The organism is Pseudoflavonifractor capillosus (assembly GCF_016899775.1).
In the GTDB taxonomy this organism is placed as follows: Bacteria; Bacillota; Clostridia; order Oscillospirales; family Oscillospiraceae; genus Lawsonibacter.
Genome location: NZ_JACJJE010000058.1, coordinates 1 through 18,670, shown reverse-complemented (window position 1 = coordinate 18,670; position 18,670 = coordinate 1). Strand labels below are relative to the sequence as shown.

The following is an 18,670-nucleotide window of genomic DNA, read 5'->3' as shown; positions in this document are numbered from 1 at the left end:
GTGAGACCCAGGCTGAGAGCACGCTTCAGGTTTCTCATTGGAATTCCTCCTTTTAAATTCAGGTGCGAAGGAAAGTTCTCTGCCAAAACAAGGAAGAAACTCCCTTAAACTAGAAGAAAAAGGGACTTTTACCCAACTATGACAGCATAACGCCCCTTGCATGCTCCAAAACGTGCTCAAAACGCAAAAAAGAGGGAGAAACCCGCGGGTTTCTCTCTCAAAAAATCGCCTTGGTAGACCTTTGGTAGACCGCCTCCCAAAAACAGCAAAAAGAAACCGCCGGAAACCCTTGGTGCACAAGGCTTCCCGGCGGTAGACCTGGTAGACATTTGGTAGACCAAGACAATAACGCTCAACGATCATCTGCAAATCTGATGTCAAAATTCTGTCTCCAGAGAAGGGGCTAAACTGCCACTTGACGGGTGAAAAAAGCTGTGATACACTACAAATACTTTCCCGGCAGGGAACAGAAGCTATACGACTGACGGAAGTGGATGGAAACCACATGAAGTATAGCGGGCGCCGAAGCCGCCTCAATGCCGACCGTCTGGGCGCACCAAACCAAGGGTGCGCCCTTTTTTTATGCAGGGGCCACCGCTTTATGTGACGAAGGAGGAATTTGGACATGATGACTGACATCGAAATCGCGCAGAGCACCCAAACGAAGCCCATTCAGGAGATCGCAGAGACGGCAGGCGTTCCAGAGGAGTACCTGGAGTGCTACGGCCGGTACAAGGCCAAGGTGGACTACAAGTTGTTGAATGAGGTACAGGCGGAGGACGGCAAGCTGATTCTGGTGACCGCCATCACTCCCACCCCCGCCGGTGAGGGCAAGACTACCACGTCTGTGGGTCTGGCCGACGGCCTGCGCAAGATTGGCAAGAAGTCCATCGCCGCCCTGCGGGAGCCCTCTCTGGGCCCGGTGTTCGGTATCAAGGGGGGAGCCGCCGGCGGCGGATACGCCCAGGTGGTCCCCATGGAGGATATCAACCTGCACTTCACCGGCGACTTTCACGCCATCGGCGCGGCCAACAACCTGCTGGCCGCCATGCTGGACAACCATATTCAGCAGGGTAACGCCCTGGGCATCGACGTCAAGCAGATCACCTGGAAGCGGGTGGTGGACATGAACGACCGGCAGCTGCGCCACATTGTGGACGGCCTGGGCGGCCGAATGCAGGGCGTGCCCCGGGAGGACGGCTTTGACATCACTGTGGCCAGCGAGATCATGGCGGTGCTGTGCCTGGCCACCAGCCTGATGGACCTGAAGCAGAAGCTGGGCAGCATCATCGTGGCCTACACCTACGACGGCAAGCCGGTGACCGCCCACGACCTGAAGGCGGAGGGGGCCATGACCGCCCTGCTGAAAGACGCCCTGAAACCTAACCTGGTCCAGACCCTGGAGGGAACCCCCGCCTTTATTCACGGCGGCCCCTTCGCCAACATCGCCCACGGCTGCAACTCCATCATGGCCACCCGTATGGCTCTGAAGCTGGGGGACTATGTGGTCACCGAGGCGGGCTTTGCCGCCGACCTGGGGGCGGAGAAGTTTTTGGACATCAAGTGCCGCATGGCCGGCCTGACTCCCGCAGCGGTGGTGGTAGTGGCCACGGTGCGCGCCCTGAAGTACCACGGCGGCGTGCCCAAGGCGGAACTGAACCAGGAGAATCTGGAGGCCCTGGAGAAGGGGCTGCCCAACCTGCTCCAGCATGTGAGCAACATCAAAAACGTGTACGGCCTGCCCTGTGTGGTGGCAATCAACGCCTTCCCCACCGACACCAAGGCCGAGCTGGACCTGGTGGAGGCCAAGTGCCGGGAGCTGGGGGTCAATGCGGCCCTCAGTGAGGTGTGGGCCAAGGGCGGCGAGGGCGGCAAGGCCCTGGCCGAAGAGGTGGTCCGCCTGTGTGAGGAGGAGAACCACTTCCAGTACGCCTACGATACCCAGCTCCCCATTGAGGAGAAGCTGGAGGCAATCGTGAAGAAGATCTACCACGGGGACGGGGTGGTCCTCACCCCCGCCGCCAAAAAGCAGGTGAAGCAGCTCACCGACCTGGGCTTTGGGGACCTGCCCATCTGCATGGCCAAGACCCAGTACTCCTTCTCTGACGACCCCAGCCTGCTGGGCGCGCCCCAGGGCTTCACGGTCACTGTCCGGAATGTGAAGGTGTCCGCGGGGGCGGGCTTCCTGGTGGCCCTCACCGGCGACATCATGACCATGCCCGGCCTGCCCAAGGTCCCGGCCGCGGAGAAGATCGACGTGGATGAGAACGGGAAGATCACCGGCCTGTTTTGATCCCCTTTCTGAAGACAGAACGGAGGCGGGGAACCAGTTCCCTGCCTCCTCTTTTACGCAAAATCCGATGGGAAAGGAGTGTACCCTGTCTCAAACAGGGAAACAAATATGGAGCGTCTCTATCTCACCCCCGGGGAAATGATCGCCGCCTACAGCGCGGCGGGCCGGGGAAAGCTGAACCGCCCGACAGCCAGCCTCCTGCTGCTGGGCATTCTGGCGGGAGCCATCATCGCGGTGGCCGGTGCCGCCACCAACATCGCCGCCTACGGCATTGCGGACACCTGGACCCTCCGGACGGTCTGCGCCCTGCTGTTTCCCTTCGGCCTGGGGCTGGTGGTGGTCACCGGAGCGGAGCTGTTCACCGGCAACTGCATGCTGCCCATCACCCTGCTGGACGGAGGCGGGACGGTGGGGCAGCTGCTGCGAAATTGGGCGCTGTCCTACCTGGGCAACATCCTGGGGGCCGGACTGGTGGCGGCCCTGTGCGTGTTCTGCGGCCAGCTGGACTACTCCGCCGGGGCTCTGGCGGTGTACACCATCCGGGTGGGGGCCGCCAAGTGCGCCATGTCCTTTGGAAACGCCTTCGGCCTGGGGATTCTATGCAACTTCCTGGTGTGTCTGGGGGTGCTGGCCGCCAACTCCGCCAAGGACACCGCCGGGCGGCTGCTGGGGGCCTATCTGCCGGTGTGCTTCTTTGTGCTGTGCGGCTTTGAGCACTGCATCGCCAACCTCTACTACATTGGGGCCGCCCTGATGGCCGCCGCTGTGCCGGAGTACGCGGCCCTGGCGGTGGAGGCGGGGGTGGACCTGTCCTCCCTCACCCTGGCGGGAGCGGCTGCCAACCTGATCCCGGTCACCCTGGGCAATCTGGCGGGGGGTCTGGGTGTGGGTCTGCTCCTGTGGTACTGCCATACCCAGGCGGAGAAGAAAACCGCCGCCCGCTGAACAAACCCGAATCAATAAAAGCCGTGGGAACGCATGGAAAGGCGTCTCCCACGGCTTTTTGTCTGAAAGTCAGATGACCTCGTCTCGGTACCGCCGGACCAGAGCCCCATAGCCCGGAGTCTCCCGGAGAAAGACGCACTCCGGGTCCCGCTCCATGCTGTCCAGGATGGGCGGGATCAGGGCGCGCTGATCCTCACCCACCGCGTCCTTGGTGGGCAGGTGGGGGTAGAGGGGGGAGGCGGCCAGGTCCCAGGGCACCGTCAGGCTGTGGAGGAGCCGGTCCAGCAGCGCCAAAGCTTTTGGCCCGTCCTGGTCCGCCGCCGCCATCTGGAAGGGGGTGGAGAGTACCGCGTAGTCGGACAGATCAAAGACCTCTCCGGCCCGAACAGCAGTGTCCGCCAGAACCTGGGCCCACTCCCGATCCTCCTCCTTCAGCGCCCAGTCCAGCATCGACATTAGAGTGGACTGGATGGTGAGGGCCTGGTTAAACAGCTCCTGCTCCACCAGCACCCAGGCCTCCTCCCGCCGCCCCTGGGCCCAGCGCAGGCGGGCCCTGAGCTCCTGTTTCTCCCGGTGGGTGTCGGACAGCTGACCCAGCAGCTCCTCCGCCCGGTCCAGCTCCCCGGTCTTCACACAGCGGGAGGCCAGGGCGTAGGTGGACCACTCCCGCACCTGGGGGTCGGCGCTGCGGACGCACTGCTCATACAGGGCGGTGACCTCCGCATCCAGTGCCTGCCGCTCCGGGCCGCCGTCCTCCGGCTGGAGGGCCAGGACGCCCGCCAGCATCCCCGCTGCGTTGTAGGCCAGCTTGTCGCTGTTGGGGTACTCCCGCAGCTTGTCCCGGGCCAGCTGGAAGGCGGCCCCGCAGCCCGCCTCCTGACTGGTCTCGTACAGCTGGTTTAAAAACAGCCCGATCTCCTGGTCGGTCAGGTCCTCCTGAAAGGACAGCAGGGTGTTCAGGTCCACCCCCAGGGTCCGGGCCAGGGCGGGCAGCAGGGTGATGTCCGGGTAGTTCAGATTCCGTTCCCACTTGTTTACCGCCGGAGCGGACACCCCCAGCTTCTGGGCCAGCTGCTCCTGGGTCAGGCCCAGGGCCTGCCGCCGGGTACGGATCACCTCGTTGAGCTTCATGGCGCTCCCTCCTTCTCTCTGCCCCTATCCTACCAGAGTTTGCACCAATGCACAACGGAGCAGTGGGAAGGAAAACTGAACCGGACATTAACCAGAAGTTAAAAAATTCCCGGCCAGATGGCCGGGAATTGGAATGTATGGGGAATCTCAGGGGGTGGGGACGACTTCCACGGTATAGCCCTGGTCGATGAGGCCCTGGACGATGCCGGTGTCGCCCACCATGTGTCCGGCACCCACCACCATCAGTCCGGTGTGGGAGCCCTCCTGGCTCAGGTAGTCGGCGGCGTACTGGATCATGCCGGGGTCCCGGTCGGTGAAGAGCTTGCTGTTGAGCTCGTCGTCGCTCTCCAGAATGGCCTCTTTGTTATAGATCTTCTCAAAGCCGGCCACGTCCCGGTTCTTCCAGGTCTCCATCATGGCGCTGATCTGGTCGACCTGGGCCTGGATGGCCTCCTGGGTGGCGGGCTCCAGGGCCTCCTCGCCCAGGACGGCCACCAGGGCGTCCCGGGTCTCCTGGTCCATGGTGTTCACGTCCACGGCCATCAGCAGGCCGCTGGCCAGATAGGTCTCCTGGTACTCGGGGGACAGGTTATCGAAGATGCCGCCCTGGAAGGCGTAGGTCTCCACCGCGTCGATGGGAATGCCCGCGTTGGCTGCCTTGGCGTTGACGTACAGGTCCACCGCCATGGCGTTGGAGCTGGTGGTCTCGTCCAAAGTGGCCAGGGACTGGAAGGAGGTGGCCAGGGCCCAGGCCTTGTACTGGGCGATGGTCTGCTCGTCCATTCCCAGCTGGGCGGCCACCTTCACCGTGGCCTGGTACAGCTCCGGGGAGACATGGTCGGCCAGAGTGGTGCCGTCGGAGTACACCTGCATGGCGGCGAACTCGGCGATCTGGGCCTGGTCGTTGAAGTCCAGCTCAAAGGACACCTGGTCCGCGTTCAGGATGATGTCCCGCAGCTGCTTGTGGAAGGGGTAGGTGTTGTTCACGTCGGTGTGGATACTCCCCAGCAGGTACAGGGTGTTGCCCTCCCCGTTGTCCGCCTTCCACAGCAGGCCCAGGGAACCGGCGTTCTGCTGGTCGTACAGGTTGAGAATCAGGCTGTCGGCCATGGCGGCGGCCTCCAGCAGGGTGCAGGGCTCCTCCAGGCGCAGGCTGGAGCCGTCGCCGGCCAGGGCGCCCACCGAGGTCATAAACTCTTCCGCCCCCGCCTCGATGCCGGGGAAGGCGTAGGCGGCCGCCTCCTGGTACAGGGCGTTGACCACGCCGCCCCGGGTGGTGTCAATGACCAAGCCCTCCTCAGCGGCAGGGCGGGTCTCCATCTCCAGCAGGGCCAGCTTGTCGGCCACCACCTTAGTCATGGTATCCAGCTGCTCCGTGGTCACGGTCTGGCTGTGCTGGGTGTAGATCTCGTCTCCAAACAGCCCCAGGGAGTAGCCGTCGGCCAGCATGCCGTAGGACCAGGCGGGCAGGGGGGCCGCCTCCTGGGCGGCGGGCTCTGCCGCCAGGGCGGTCTGGGTGCCGCCCAGCATACCCAGGGCCAGCAGCAGACTGATGAGTTTCTTTTTCACATGCATCTTCCTTTCTCCGGGTCTCCAGAATTTTTCTGGAACGATACTTCCATTGTAGCAGTGGGCAGTGGAAAGTCAAATAAAGATTTCCTTAAAAATTCCTGGACCCTTGTAGGTATTCCGACGGGCGGCCCCAGAGGGCGGGGAGCGCTCCCCGCCCCGGGTGACCCGCCGGAAACATAAAAAGCGGTGCCGAGCTCTCCCTCAACACCGCCTTGCATTTCTCCATGCGGACGCACCCATCCTCCGCCTTGCAATGGAAAGGAAAGATGGGTATAATAGGCCTGTGGTGCAATCCTTGGATTGCTGTGCTGAGTGGTACCGTCACTCGTACAGGGCCGCGGGGTGTGCCAGCACCCTGCGGCCTGCCGCAGTTTATGTTTCCATGCCAATTTTACCCCATTGTCTGTGGAATTTCAAGGGGCTTTTCCGCCCCGCTGAAGCCGCCCCCGCCGGACGTAAGCTCCGGCGGGGGCGGCTTGCTGTGTCCTTGTTTCACTATTCCGGCGCCTCGGGCACCGCCCAGGGGTGCAGCACGTCCACCAGTCCGCTGTAGTCCACCCCCCAGATACTGGTGGGCTCCTGTCCGGGCAGAGCTCCCGCCGGATAACACACCACCAGCTCATCCGGTTCAAAGGACAGATAGGGCCACTGAAAATATTCCTCCATAGCCTGGGCCTTCTGCCCGATGGCCTGAGTCCCGGCCACGATGGCTGCGATGGCCTCCGCCTGTCCCACCGTGAACAGGTCCTGGTTGGGAATGTGCTCACCGGTCTCCTTGTCAAAGGCGTCGGTAAACTGGTACTCCGTGATCTCCTGCTCCCGGACCGGAAGGGTCACGGTGGTACGGAAGTAGTACACTCCGGGGGCGGTGGCGGTCCATTCCACCCGCTGTCCCACCAGGAAGTAGGAAAACTCCTCCGGGTCCTCCGACTGCCGGTAGGCCTGATAGGCCCGCTCCACCACCTCCTGGATGTCATAGAGTGCGCCCCGCTCCTGGTAATAGGCGGTGATCCCATCCAGCAGGGCGGAGGGCAGCTCCGTACGCGAGGTGTCCCTCTCCACATAATAACCCGAAAAATCCGTCTCTTGGGGAAACTCCCGGAGCAGCTCCGTCCCGTCGGACAGGCGGTAGAACCGGTCCCCCCAGAAGTCCACCCAGATCTCCGCCTCTGTTCCGTCGGAGAGGGTGAGGGACTCTTGGGACTGGATCTCCTCCACCGTCAGAAAATCCGCCGTGCCGGCATCAGGCAACTCCGTGCCGTCCTGGGCGGTAAGAGGTTTTCCTTCCGCATCCGGGCGGAGATCCACGGTCAACTCAGTGCCCAGAGGGATCAGGACCTGGAAGCTCTCTCCGGCGAGGACCTCCTCCACCGCCTGGGAGACTGCCACACGGGTGTACTCGTCCCAAAACACGCCCTCACGCTCCCCATCCCCGGTGTCCAGAATCAGGGCGGAGGGGGACCCATCGGAATCCCGCTGGACCTCCGCCACCCGGCCCCGGAGGTAAGATTCATCCTCAATGCCGCCGCAGGCGCTCAGGGGAAGCAGAAGGAGCGCGGCCAGCAGAAAGCACCATTTCTTCATGTGGTTCACTCTCCTATCAGGGGTTGAAAAAGGGCCGCCTCTGCTGGGGCGGCCCTTGCTTCTGCCAGGAAGTTACTGCTTGGGGACGGTTTTGGTGATGGTGGCCTTGGGGTCCTCGGTGTCAAACACCGTCTTGGCCGCGGCGGCCAGACCGGCCAGGCCCTGAATCTCGCTGGGGACAATGATTTTGGTGGCCTTGCCGTTGGCGGCGGCGGTGAAGGCCTCCAGGGCCTTGATCTTCAGGACGCCGTCGCCGGGGTTGGCCTCGTTGATGAGCTTGATGGCGTCGGCGGTGGCCTGCTGCACCTTCATGATGGCCTCAGCCTGAGCCTCGGCCTCCAGGATTTTGGCCTGCTTGGCGCCCTCGGCCTGGAGAATGGCTGCCTGCTTCTCGGCGTCGGCCCGCAGGATGGCGGACTGCTTCTCGCCCTCGGCCACCAGGATCTGGGACTGCTTCTGGCCCTCGGCCTGGAGGATGGCCTCGCGGCGCTCCCGCTCGGCCCGCATCTGCTTCTCCATGGACTCCTGAATGTCCCGGGGAGGCATGATGTTCTTCAGCTCCACCCGGTTGACCTTGATGCCCCAGCTGTCGGTGGCCTCATCCAGGATGGCCCGCATCTGGGTGTTGATGTGGTCACGGCTGGTGAGGGACTGGTCCAGCTCCAGGTCGCCGATGATGTTCCGCAGGGTGGTGGCGGTGAGGTTCTCAATGGCCCCCATGGGGTTCTCCACGCCGTAGGTGTACAGGCGGGGGTCAGTGATCTGGAAGTAGATGACGGTGTCGATCTGCATGGTCACGTTATCCTTGGTAATGACGGGCTGGGGCGGGAAATCCACCACCTGCTCCTTCAGGGACACGTTCTTGGCCACCCGCTCAATGAAGGGGATCTTGAAGTGGAGGCCAACGCCCCACACGGTCTGGAATGCGCCCAGCCGCTCAATGACGAAGGCCCGGGACTGCTGGACTACGCGGATGTTGGCGGCCAGCACGGCCAGCACAAGGACAATCACAACGACGGGGACAATAAAGGCAACAATATTGTCTAACATGATCTCCGCTCCTTACTTTGATAATATTTTAGAATACTGTGGATTTTGACGCATTTGGAGGTTTCAGCCTTTGCCTCACACAGGTTCGACAATGACTTTGACGCCTTGGATTTTCAGGACCCGGACCTCTTGACCGGCAGGGATCACGCCGTCGGCCTGGCTGCTGCGGGCGCTCCACACCTGCCCGGAGAGATTGACCAGGCCCTTGCCGGCGATGTTGTTGATCTCCTCGGTAACCAGTCCGGTGGTCCCCAGCACCCGGTCCGCGTTGGTGGCGGAGTAGTTGGGCTTGAGCAGTTTGCGGGCGATGGGCCGGAGGAGGGCCATGGAGATGGCGGACAGGACCACAAAGGTGATGAACTGCGGCCAGAATCCAAAGCCCAGGCTGCTGACGATCAGGGCGCCCAGAGAGCCCAGGGCAAACCAGATGGAGGTGAGGCCCACCGTCACGGCTTCCCCGACGCCGAACAGGATCAGGGCGGCCAGCCAAAATATAGGTTGCATATGCGGCTCCTTTCTTCATAGTTTTGCGTTGGAAGGGGCTAATTTGCTCTGCCTCCAGCCGTCCAGGTCCGCTTCGGAGCTCCAGTCTCGGCCACACGTCCTATTTTGCTGGCTGCACCATTATAATACCACAAGATTCGTGTTTTTTCCACAGCGGTTTTGTAAGGTTTTTTTAAGATTTTGGCCGTTTTGCACCTCCGAGGCGCCCCCGGCTCATCCGCACGCATCCGCACGGGGCCGCGCTTTTATTTTCGGGCCCGGACAAAGTTTCTCGGGGGAATTGCGAACGGCCCCATTTTCCAGTATACTGAGGAGGAATCAGAAACATACGCCGGCGGGATGCCCTCGTCCGGCGTTTCAGGAGGTTCTCCCATGTCTCAAGATCTGACTTTTTCCGTCCCCACCCTGTTCGGGGTGGAGGGCCTGACCGCCGACGAGCTGCGCCGCCTGGGCCTGGACCAGGTCCGGGCGGAGAACGGACGGGTGTTCTGCCAGGGTGCCGCCCTGGACCTTGCCCGTCTGAATTTGAACCTGCGTACCGGGGAGCGGGTGCTGCTGGTGCTGGGCTCCTTCCCGGCCGCCGACTTTGACGCCCTGTTTGAGGGCACCCGGGCCCTGCCCTGGGAGCGCTTCATCCCCCGGGAGGGGCAGTTCCCGGTGAAGGGCCACAGCCTCAACTCCGCCCTCCACTCGGTGCCCGCCTGCCAGTCCATTGTCAAGAAGGCCATCGCCGCCCGTCTGGGGGCCAAGTACGGCCTGAACACCCTGCCGGAGACCGGAGCCCTCTACCAGGTGCAGTTCTCCATTATGGGGGACGAGGCCGTTCTGATGCTGGACACCTCCGGGGCGGGGCTCCACAAGCGGGGCTACCGGGCCCAGGGGGTGGCCGCCCCCCTGCGGGAGACCCTGGCGGCGGCCATGGTGCTCCTGTCCCGGTACCGGGGGCGGGACCCCCTGTGCGACCCCTTCTGCGGGTCGGGGACCATCCCCATCGAGGCCGCCCTCATCGCCAAAAACCGGGCCCCCGGCCTGAACCGCACCTTCTCCGCCCAGAAGTGGGCCTGTGTGGACAAGAAGCTGTGGCTCCAGGCGGCGGACGAGGCCATGGACAAGGAGTTTCAGGGGAACTATGAGATTTGGGGCGGGGACCTGGACCCGGCGGCGGTGGAGCTGGCCCGGCACAACGCCGCCCTGGCCGAGGTGGACGACGTGGTGCGCTTCGACGTGGACGACGCCCGCACCTTCCACTGGGGCGGCCTGTACGGCCGGGTGGTCACCAATCCCCCCTACGGCGAGCGGATCATGGAGCGGAAGGAGGCCGAGGAGCTCTACCGGGCCTTCGGCAGGGCCTGGAGCAAGTTCCCCGAGGGCTGGAAGCTGTACCTGCTCTCCTCCCACACCGAGTTCGAGCGTACCTTTGGAAAGAAAGCAGATAAAAAGCGCAAGCTCTATAACGGCATGCTCAAGTGTGATCTCTTTATGTACCTGTAACGATGCATGTCCGGCCGTCTGCGGCGGCCGGACATGGGAAAAAGGGGGCGTCTGTCATCCGCCACATTTTTATCATCAACCCCGCCGCCGGGAAGCGGGAGACCACCCGTCGGCTGGAGGAACAGCTCTCCCGGCTGAGTGTTCCCCACGAGGTCTTCTATACCCGGGAGGCGGGGGAGGCCAGGAAAATCGCGGAGCGGGCCGCCGCGGAGGGCGTCCCCGCCCGGCTCTACGCCTGCGGCGGGGACGGCACCCTCAACGAGGTGGTGAACGGGGCGGCGGGCCATGATTTCCTGGCGGTGACCAACGTGCCCAAGGGGACGGGCAACGACTTCCTCAAGCTGTTCGGCCCCCAGTACCGGGAGCGCTTTTCCGATCTGGAGGCCCTGGCCGCCGGCCCTCAGACGGCCTTTGACCTGATGGACTGCAACGGGAAGCTGGGACTGGACGTGATATGCGCCGGAGTGGACGCCCGCATTGCCGCCGGGGTGCACCGGTACAAGCGGCTGAAGGGCGTCTCCGGCCGGTGGGCCTACCTGCTCTCTCTGGCGGAGCAGGTGTTCCTCCGGGGAATCACCCGCCCCATGACGGTGGAGATGGGAGCGAAGCGCTGGGAGGAGGCCCCCACCGCCGTGCTGTGCATCTGCAACGGCCGGCACTACGGGGGCGGATTCATGCCGGTGGGGGACGCCATGCCGGATGACGGGATTCTGGATGCGCTGCGGGTGGGGGATGTGGGTCTGCCCACCTTTCTGCGCCTGGTTGGGAAGTATGCCAAGGGGCTTTATTGGAAATACCCCCAGTGGATCGACGCGTATCACGGCCGGGAGGTGTCCTTCTCCGCTCAAGCGCCCATCACCGTGGTGGTGGACGGGGAGGTCATGGAGGACACCCATTTTACCGTCCGCCTATCTGAAAAGCAGGTGAACTTTTTCTACCCGGCCGGCCTGTCCTACCAGCCGGAAAAGCGTCGGAATTAGCACTGACCACATTTGTTTGTGAACAAAGAGTAAATTCTTCCCCACTAATCTCAATTTTTTTGAAATTAGGGGTTGATTTTTTTCTTTGACAAGGGTATTATGAGAACTGTGGTTAGCACTTAGAAAGAAAGAGTGCTAAAAATTCATTTACTTTGTTTATTCCAATCATCATATAAGGAGGAACCTGTTATGAAACTCAAACCCCTCGCAGACCGCGTTGTTGTCAAGCTGGTAGAGGCCGAGGAGACCACCAAGGGCGGCATCATCCTCACCGGCGCCGCCAAGGAGAAGCCCGAAGTGGCTGAGGTCCTGGCCGTCGGCCCCGGCGGTATGGTGGACGGCAAGGAGGTCACCATGACCGTGAAGGTGGGCGACAAGGTCATCACCAGCAAATATGCCGGCACCCAGGTGAAGGTGGACGGCGAGGAAGTGACCATTGTCCGTCAGAATGATATTCTGGCAATTGTGGAGTAAGGCTGCGAGGATGAATCTGTAAGCCGTCCACCTTGGGGCCCCGTCGCAGATGGGGCGGCGCGGTAAGCGCCGGAGGCCGGCGGAATTCACTTCCGACGGCCGCAGATCAAATTCCAAGGGGCCCCACGAAACTCTGTTTCGTGGGAATGACGGTAAGGAGGTTACCATCGTCCGTCAGAACGACATTCTGGCGATTGTAGAGTAAACTCCACAATCGCAATGCAGAAGGAAAAATGCAGGAATGCAGAATGAATTTTCCTTCCGCATATGCGTTTTACGGCAGCAAACAAACTGCGAACTCTATTAACATCAGGCAGGGCGCACAATGCGAGGCTTTTGTTGAGTGGCCATTCTGCATTCTGCATTCTGCATTCTGAATTCTTAGGAGGTAATGCGTTATGGCTAAGATTATTTGCTACGGCGAGGAGGCCCGCAAGGCTCTGGAGAAGGGCGTGGACCAGCTGGCCGACACCGTTAAGATCACTCTGGGCCCCAAGGGCCGCAACGTGGTGCTGGACAAGAAGTTCGGTGCTCCCCTCATCACCAACGACGGCGTGACCATCGCCAAGGAGATCGAGCTGGAGGACCCCTTTGAGAACATGGGCGCCCAGCTGGTGAAAGAGGTCTCCACCAAGACCAACGACGTGGCCGGCGACGGCACCACTTCCGCCACCCTGCTGGCTCAAGCCATTGTGAAGGAGGGCCTGAAGAACCTGGCCGCCGGCGCCAACCCCATGATCATGAAGAAGGGCATCGCCAAGGCCACCGCCGCCGCCATCGAGGCCATGAAGGCCAACAGCCAGAAGGTGAACGGCTCCGCCGACATCGCCCGCGTGGGCGCCGTGTCCTCCGGCGACGAGACCATCGGCCAGCTGATCTCCGAGGCCATGGAGAAAGTGGGCCACGACGGCGTCATCACCATCGAGGAGTCCAAGACCGCCGAGACCTACTCCGAGGTGGTCGAGGGCATGCAGTTCGACCGGGGCTACATCACCCCCTATATGGTCACCGACACCGAGAAGATGGAGGCCAATCTGGACGACGCCCTCATCCTCATCACCGATAAGAAGATCTCCAACATCCAGGAGCTGCTGCCCCTGCTGGAGCAGGTGGTCCAGGCCGGCAAGAAGCTGCTGATCATCGCTGAGGACGTGGAGGGCGACGCCCTGTCCACCCTGATCGTCAACCGTCTGCGCGGCACTCTGAACGTGGTGTGCGTCAAGGCCCCCGGCTTCGGCGACCGCCGCAAGGAGATGCTGCAGGATATCGCCATCCTCACCGGCGGCCAGGTCATCTCCGCCGATGTGGGCCTGGAGCTGAAGGAGGCCACCCTGGCTCAGCTGGGTCAGGCCCGTCAGGTGAAGGTCACCAAGGAGAACACCACCATCGTCAACGGCGCCGGCAGCTCTGAGGACATCAAGGCCCGCGTGGCTCAGATCAAGAGCCAGATTGAGGTCACCACTTCTGACTACGACCGTGAGAAGCTCCAGGAGCGTCTGGCCAAGCTGGCCGGCGGTGTGGCCGTCATCAAGGTGGGCGCTGCCACCGAGGTGGAGATGAAGGAGAAAAAGCTGCGCATCGAGGACGCTCTGAACGCCACCCGCGCCGCTGTGGAAGAGGGCATTGTGGCCGGCGGCGGCACCGCCTACCTGAACGCCATCCCCGCTGTGGAGAAGCTGATGGCCGAGGCCGAGGGCGACGAGAAGACCGGCATGCAGATCATTGCCCGGGCTCTGACCGCCCCCGTGAAGCAGATCGCCGCCAACGCCGGCATCGACGGCTCCGTGGTCCTGGAGAAGATCCGTGAGTCCGGCAAGACCGGCTACGGCTTCGACGCCTACAACGAGGTCTACTGCGACATGATCCCCTCCGGCATCGTGGATCCCACCAAGGTGACCCGCTCCGCTCTGGAGAACGCCGCCTCCATCGCCAGCACCCTGCTGACCACCGAGGCCCTGGTCGCCGACAAGCCCCAGCCCCCCGCTCCTGCCGCTCCCGCCAACCCCGATATGGGCGGCATGTACTAAGCAATAAAAACAAAAGCCCCCGGCTTCGGCCGGGGGCCTCCTTTTCTTGAAAGGAAAGGAGGCAAAAGAACTTTCTGCGAAGCTCCGCTTTGCCTCTGCGTTTTCAGGGACAGGTCCCAGACCTGTCCCTCTTTTCATGTGCAGATACAGCTGCGAGGACGCTGTGGGGGTGCCCTGTTTCCGCTGAATGTCCCCTCCGGAGCCCCGTAAGGGCAACCCTCCAGCCGTCAGGACCCGCAGGCCGGCCAGTGTCCGGCCCCTACGCAAACTTATGAAAGTTCCTTGTAGTTCGTGGGGGCGGCACACCGGGCCGCCTGTCTAACCTTTCCCCTTGGGGGCCGACTCCCCTTATCAAGGGGAGATGGCCGAAGGCCAGAGGGGATAGGGAAAGGTGGTACGGCGAAGCCGTGACGGATGAGGGGGCCCCTCTACACAACTAGCCCCGTTCTGGGAGCGTTCCTTACGACGGTTTTGTCTCTTTTGTAGGGGCGGGTCCCAGACCCGCCCGCCCTCCACCAGGCGCACTCCGCCCCGATTCCCAATATATGTATCCCAACGTCCCACAAAAGGAGAAATCCCTCCTTATTTGAAAGGACCGGACGCCCGGGCGCATGATATGCGCCCCTACACGGCGCAGCTGACCCGCAGGGCGCGGCCTCCCGGACGCGCCGCCAACGCACGAGTGTTCTCCGTGTAGGGGCGGCCCCGTGTGGCCGCCCGCTCTGCCGCCGCTGTCCGGCAGATTCAAATGAGGAGGAATTTTTATGTCCACAAACCAAACCACAAATTACGAGCTGAACCAATGGCTCTCCACCGACCAAGTGCTCCGCACTGACTTCAATGCCGACAACGCCAAGCTGGACGCGGCGCTGGCGGACCTGGAGGAGGATGTGAGCGAAAAAGCCAGCCAGACCGCCCTGGACGCCCTGTCGTCCACCGTGGCGGGGCACACGGCGGCCATTGCCGCCTTGGGCAACTGCAAAATCGTTTTTGGCACCTATACCGGCACCGGAGCCGCCGGTTCCGCGTCTCCCAATTCCCTCACCTTTTCCCACAAGCCGGTCCTGATTACGCTTCGCAGGCGGATCACCGACGGGGACTCTTCCCGGCCTATATTACTCCGGGATGCCGACACCTTCTATGCCTATGAGGGCGTCGAAAACAGCCGAAACATACTCACCTGGGGCGAAACTTCGGTCAGCTGGTATTCTCCGGGGGAGCGGGCCAACTACCAATATAACACCCAAAACACCCAATATGTCTATGCGGCGCTGCTCCAGTGTTCGGAGTAAGTCAATAAAAAGGGAACGCCCGTAAATTTCGGGCGTTCCCTTTCAAATTTGCAGCAACCAAATTATTGGTAACTGGGATTTGGTGGATTAGTCTCCCTCAACAGGAGTTACACCTTCAATGACAACGTCATCGCTGGCATCAGTCACGGTAATGGTCAGCTGCATAGTGGTGTTGTCATCGCTAACCACAACAACAGCAGTGCCGTTCTCTACAGTAGCATTGTAGTCATCGTGGTCAAACACAACACCCTCGGGACGGCTCAGAGTCACAACAATCTCGTCACCATCCTTGGTCCAGAACTGATCTGCACCGGAAACATCAGTGTTCTCAATCTCAGTGGCAACAGTCACCAGCTCATAGGAAGTGGTAGCGGTAGTGAAAGTCACATCGGAACCATTAGCAGCCTCAGCATAGATGACATACTCGCCGTCAGCCTGCGCCACGGGGCCCTGGTACACGGTGTAGCCCATATCCTCGATGTCGGAAATGGCCTCAGTCGCCATATCCCGCACGGAGTCGCCATAGTCAACGCGGTCGTTGACGTAGATCACGCCCTCATCGCGGCTGGTCATGGAAACCCGATAGCCCTCGTTGGTACCGACAATCTCATCATCGTCGTTGTTGTCGTTGATGGAGTCGTTTCCAGTGTAGGTGTCCTTCAGGATCAGCACCTCAGCGAAGCCGTTGCTGTCAACCAGAGCGGCAACAGTGCCGGTGAAGTTGCTGTTCACACCCAGAGCATTCAGAGCGGAGCTGGCGGAGCGGTACTCCACGTACTCGTCGTCGTCGCTGGCGTACACATAGAAGACACAGTCGTCGGCCAGGTGGATGAAGCGGCTGTTGACGTCCACATCATAGTAGAAGGTCAGGTCGTTGGCGAACAGCTCCTGGACCTCGTCGATCTCGGTCAGGCCATAACCGTCGGCGCGATAGCCGGCAGTGTTCAGATCCTCGTAAGCGGTCTCGGGCATCAGCTCAGCGCCGTTGCGGGTCACATAGCCGTCCTCGTCGAAGTCCATCTTGTACAGGTTGTGGGCAGCCAGCTGGTTGTCGTTTTGGTCCTCGCTGGTGTAAGAGCGGAACTCCACGACGCCGTCCTTGGTGATGCCCTCATAGGTCCAGTAGTAGTCACCGCCGTTGTAGCCGTGATTCAGGGTGCCGCTGGTCAGGTAGACATAGTCGTCATTGCTGGCGCTGCTACCCACCACAACGGCGTACTGGATGTAACGGCCATCGGGAACCACGAAGACCATCTCATCGTTGTCATGATCGTCAAAGTTGGCCAGGTCATTGTAGGTCTCCAGCTGGATGTTGGCCTCGCGAATACCGGTGACCATGCCGTTCACGTCCACGATGGAGCCGGCATCAGTCACATCGTCGTCCGCGTCCACGGTGATGAACACGCTGGCGTTGTTGCCCACGGCGGCCTTGCTCGCATCGTCCTTATCGCCGACGGTGGAATAATCACGGTCGATCACGCCGTCCTCACGGCCGCTGATATCGTTCCAGGTGGACACAATCTGATCGTCCACATAGGACTCCAGAGTGTAGACCTCGCTGTCGTTCACGCTGTAGGTGTACCAGCGGTTGACATTGGAGCTGCCGTCGCCGTCATTAACGCCCAGAGGAGCAGCCTCCTCATCGGTCAGTTCGTTGTCACGAACGTCGATGGTGTCGATGGTGCCGTCGGGGAAGATGACCAGAGCGCTGTCGATGGCCCGGGCCAGGTGACTGCTGTTCTCGTCATAGCCAACCACGAAGACATAGCGGGCCTCGCCGTCCACCTGCTCCACGCCGATCACATTGCCGAAGTAGTCCAGGTACAGGTTATAGGTGGCGTCGTCCAGATCCTCGGTGGCGTGGTCATAGATGAACTCGGCCTCCCAGAAGGTCTTCACGTTGGCGGGATACTCAGTCCCGTCCGCAGTCACGCTGTTCAGCATGTAGTCGGTCTCGGGGTTCGCGTTGTCGCGGTCCGCATCGTACTCGTCGATGGCCACGTCGCCCACCACGTCGGGGGTGTCGATGGAGACGATCTCGTTGTCGGCCATACGCACCAGAACCAGGTCGCCCTCCACCAGGTCCTCGATCTCGGGGATGTCCTCCACCTCGACGGTGTAGGAATCGGGCACGGTCTTGGGGCCATTATCGGTGGCGCCCACGAAGACATCCAGGATGATGTCCTCGGAGCTGGTCCGGTAATCAACAGCGGCCTCAGCCAGCCAGGTGTTGATGACCACGATGTAGGTCTCTTCCTTGTCGTTGTCCACATAGACCTCGGTCTGTACACCGGTACCGGTCTTGTACATATCCTGGTCGTTGCGGCGCTCCAGCTTGGCGGCCTCATCCTCGGTAGCAGAAGTGCTCAGCTCCACGCCGTCCACGGTGTAGGTCAGCTCGTAGTCGCTGGCGGTAGCGCCGATGTCGGTGTAGACCTCGCCGCCCTCTACTGCGACGGTGTAGGTCTGCTGCAGCAGAGCCTTCTTGGCATAGGTGCCGATGTCGCGGCCCTCGTAGCTCCAGGTGCGGGAGGGACGGCCGAAGTCATCCAGAGTGTCGCCGTCCAGCTTCAGATCGCCCATGTACAGTTGCTCGCCAAGCTCAACGATGGAGCGCTGAGCATCGGAGTTGTTGCTGGTGGAGCGGGCGTCGTCGATGGCGGTGGCATAGGCCTGGTTGCTGGTGATGTAGTTGTAGGTGACGTTGTTGTTGATGACGATGTCACCAATGGACCAGCTGCCGTCGGTGGAAGCCTCCACAGTGCCGGCCTCCAGGGTGTTCAGGACCAGCTGAGCCACATCGTTGCGGGTCATGGCCTGGGTCACGCCGGAGTCCACGCCCACGAACAGGTCGATGGCGTTGCCCTGGCGGGTGGTGGCCAGCTGCCAGTCGCTGCCGAAGTCGGAGGCGTACTGGAAGTAACCCAGAGCCTTCATCAGCATCAAGGCGGCCTGGGCGGTGGTTACGGTGTCATTGCCGCCGTAGATGGTGTCGCTGTAACCGGCGGTGATGCCGTTGGTCCAGCAGGCGGCCACGTAGGGCTCGGCCCAGCTGGGCACGTCGGTGAAGGGGCTGGTGTCCTTGTAGCTGGCCACGTTATACTCCATCAGGTTGGACATGATAACGGCCATCTCGTTGCGGGTGACGTTCTGATCAGGGTTGAAGTCTCCGTTCTCGTCGCCGACCATGATGCCGACGGTCTGGAGAACCTCGATGGCTTCCTGATTGTCCTCAGAAGTCACGTCCGCGTAGCTCGCGGCGCTGGAGCCCATCACCATCAGGCCGGAGATCATGGCCGCGGTGAGACCCAGGCTGAGAGCACGCTT

The 18,670-nt window shown here is 61.7% G+C and carries 13 protein-coding genes and 1 riboswitch; of the genes, 7 read left to right on the top strand and 6 right to left on the bottom strand.

The window, feature by feature from the left end; genetic code table 11:
- The first annotated feature begins 467 nt into the window (after window positions 1–467).
- Window positions 468–560: riboswitch (ZMP/ZTP riboswitch) on the top strand.
- A gap of 65 nt (window positions 561–625) precedes the next feature.
- Entirely contained in the window at window positions 626–2,293 is a 1,668-nt protein-coding gene (locus H6B31_RS14060; protein ID WP_204899073.1) for a formate--tetrahydrofolate ligase, read from the top strand.
- Between the two features lie 108 nt (window positions 2,294–2,401).
- Window positions 2,402–3,238 carry a formate/nitrite transporter family protein gene (locus tag H6B31_RS14055; protein ID WP_204899072.1) on the top strand — a complete coding sequence of 279 codons (837 nt, stop codon included), beginning with the start codon at window positions 2,402–2,404 and terminating at the stop codon, window positions 3,236–3,238.
- 69 nt (window positions 3,239–3,307) lie between these two features.
- On the opposite strand, the gene H6B31_RS14050 is transcribed toward H6B31_RS14055, so the two are convergent.
- From H6B31_RS14050 to H6B31_RS14030, 5 genes are all read right to left on the bottom strand, one after another.
- Window positions 3,308–4,369 carry a helix-turn-helix domain-containing protein gene (locus tag H6B31_RS14050; protein ID WP_204899071.1) on the bottom strand — a complete coding sequence of 354 codons (1,062 nt, stop codon included), beginning with the start codon at window positions 4,367–4,369 and terminating at the stop codon, window positions 3,308–3,310.
- A 147-nt stretch (window positions 4,370–4,516) separates the two neighbouring features.
- Complete coding sequence (locus tag H6B31_RS14045) at window positions 4,517–5,938, bottom strand: TraB/GumN family protein (protein ID WP_346014091.1); 1,422 nt, start codon at window positions 5,936–5,938, stop codon at window positions 4,517–4,519.
- Window positions 5,939–6,436: 498 nt separating this feature from the next.
- A complete protein-coding gene (locus H6B31_RS14040) occupies window positions 6,437–7,525 on the bottom strand; it encodes a hypothetical protein (RefSeq protein WP_204899070.1) in 1,089 nt (362 codons plus the stop codon).
- Window positions 7,526–7,597: 72 nt separating this feature from the next.
- Window positions 7,598–8,575 (bottom strand): SPFH domain-containing protein, encoded by a 978-nt coding sequence (locus tag H6B31_RS14035; protein WP_087289690.1) that lies wholly within the window; start codon window positions 8,573–8,575, stop codon window positions 7,598–7,600.
- Between the two features lie 75 nt (window positions 8,576–8,650).
- Window positions 8,651–9,079 carry an NfeD family protein gene (locus tag H6B31_RS14030; RefSeq protein WP_191346375.1) on the bottom strand — a complete coding sequence of 143 codons (429 nt, stop codon included), beginning with the start codon at window positions 9,077–9,079 and terminating at the stop codon, window positions 8,651–8,653.
- Window positions 9,080–9,451: 372 nt separating this feature from the next.
- Between H6B31_RS14030 and H6B31_RS14025 the strand changes: the two genes are divergently transcribed.
- The 5 genes from H6B31_RS14025 (at window position 9,452) to H6B31_RS14005 (ending at window position 15,343) form a co-directional block, all read left to right on the top strand.
- Entirely contained in the window at window positions 9,452–10,570 is a 1,119-nt protein-coding gene (locus H6B31_RS14025) for a THUMP domain-containing class I SAM-dependent RNA methyltransferase (RefSeq protein WP_204899069.1), read from the top strand.
- Window positions 10,571–10,572: 2 nt separating this feature from the next.
- Window positions 10,573–11,550 (top strand): diacylglycerol/lipid kinase family protein, encoded by a 978-nt coding sequence (locus H6B31_RS14020; RefSeq protein WP_207752349.1) that lies wholly within the window; start codon window positions 10,573–10,575, stop codon window positions 11,548–11,550.
- Window positions 11,551–11,739: 189 nt separating this feature from the next.
- On the top strand, window positions 11,740–12,024 hold the full coding sequence (locus tag H6B31_RS14015; protein WP_087289687.1) for a co-chaperone GroES: 285 nt from the start codon (window positions 11,740–11,742) through the stop codon (window positions 12,022–12,024).
- A gap of 398 nt (window positions 12,025–12,422) precedes the next feature.
- Entirely contained in the window at window positions 12,423–14,051 is a 1,629-nt protein-coding gene (groL, locus tag H6B31_RS14010; RefSeq protein WP_204899068.1) for a chaperonin GroEL, read from the top strand.
- A gap of 764 nt (window positions 14,052–14,815) precedes the next feature.
- Window positions 14,816–15,343, top strand: a complete 528-nt coding sequence (locus tag H6B31_RS14005) for a hypothetical protein (RefSeq protein ID WP_204899067.1) — start codon at window positions 14,816–14,818, stop codon at window positions 15,341–15,343.
- Window positions 15,344–15,430: 87 nt separating this feature from the next.
- On the opposite strand, the gene H6B31_RS14000 is transcribed toward H6B31_RS14005, so the two are convergent.
- The coding region (locus H6B31_RS14000) for an S-layer homology domain-containing protein (protein WP_204899066.1) at window positions 15,431–18,670 on the bottom strand (3,240 nt) is incomplete at its 5' end.

Excerpts from the sequence above, each read along its gene's own strand:
- H6B31_RS14060 (WP_204899073.1), top strand. The coding sequence starts at position 626 with ATGATGACTGACATCGAAATCGCGCAGAGCACCCAAACGAAGCCCATT.
- H6B31_RS14055 (WP_204899072.1), top strand. The coding sequence starts at position 2,402 with ATGGAGCGTCTCTATCTCACCCCCGGGGAAATGATCGCCGCCTACAGC.
- H6B31_RS14050 (WP_204899071.1), bottom strand. The coding sequence starts at position 4,369 with ATGAAGCTCAACGAGGTGATCCGTACCCGGCGGCAGGCCCTGGGCCTG.
- H6B31_RS14040 (WP_204899070.1), bottom strand. The coding sequence starts at position 7,525 with ATGAAGAAATGGTGCTTTCTGCTGGCCGCGCTCCTTCTGCTTCCCCTG.
- H6B31_RS14035 (WP_087289690.1), bottom strand. The coding sequence starts at position 8,575 with ATGTTAGACAATATTGTTGCCTTTATTGTCCCCGTCGTTGTGATTGTC.
- H6B31_RS14030 (WP_191346375.1), bottom strand. The coding sequence starts at position 9,079 with ATGCAACCTATATTTTGGCTGGCCGCCCTGATCCTGTTCGGCGTCGGG.
- H6B31_RS14025 (WP_204899069.1), top strand. The coding sequence starts at position 9,452 with ATGTCTCAAGATCTGACTTTTTCCGTCCCCACCCTGTTCGGGGTGGAG.
- H6B31_RS14020 (WP_207752349.1), top strand. The coding sequence starts at position 10,573 with ATGCATGTCCGGCCGTCTGCGGCGGCCGGACATGGGAAAAAGGGGGCG.
- H6B31_RS14015 (WP_087289687.1), top strand. The coding sequence starts at position 11,740 with ATGAAACTCAAACCCCTCGCAGACCGCGTTGTTGTCAAGCTGGTAGAG.
- groL (WP_204899068.1), top strand. The coding sequence starts at position 12,423 with ATGGCTAAGATTATTTGCTACGGCGAGGAGGCCCGCAAGGCTCTGGAG.
- H6B31_RS14005 (WP_204899067.1), top strand. The coding sequence starts at position 14,816 with ATGTCCACAAACCAAACCACAAATTACGAGCTGAACCAATGGCTCTCC.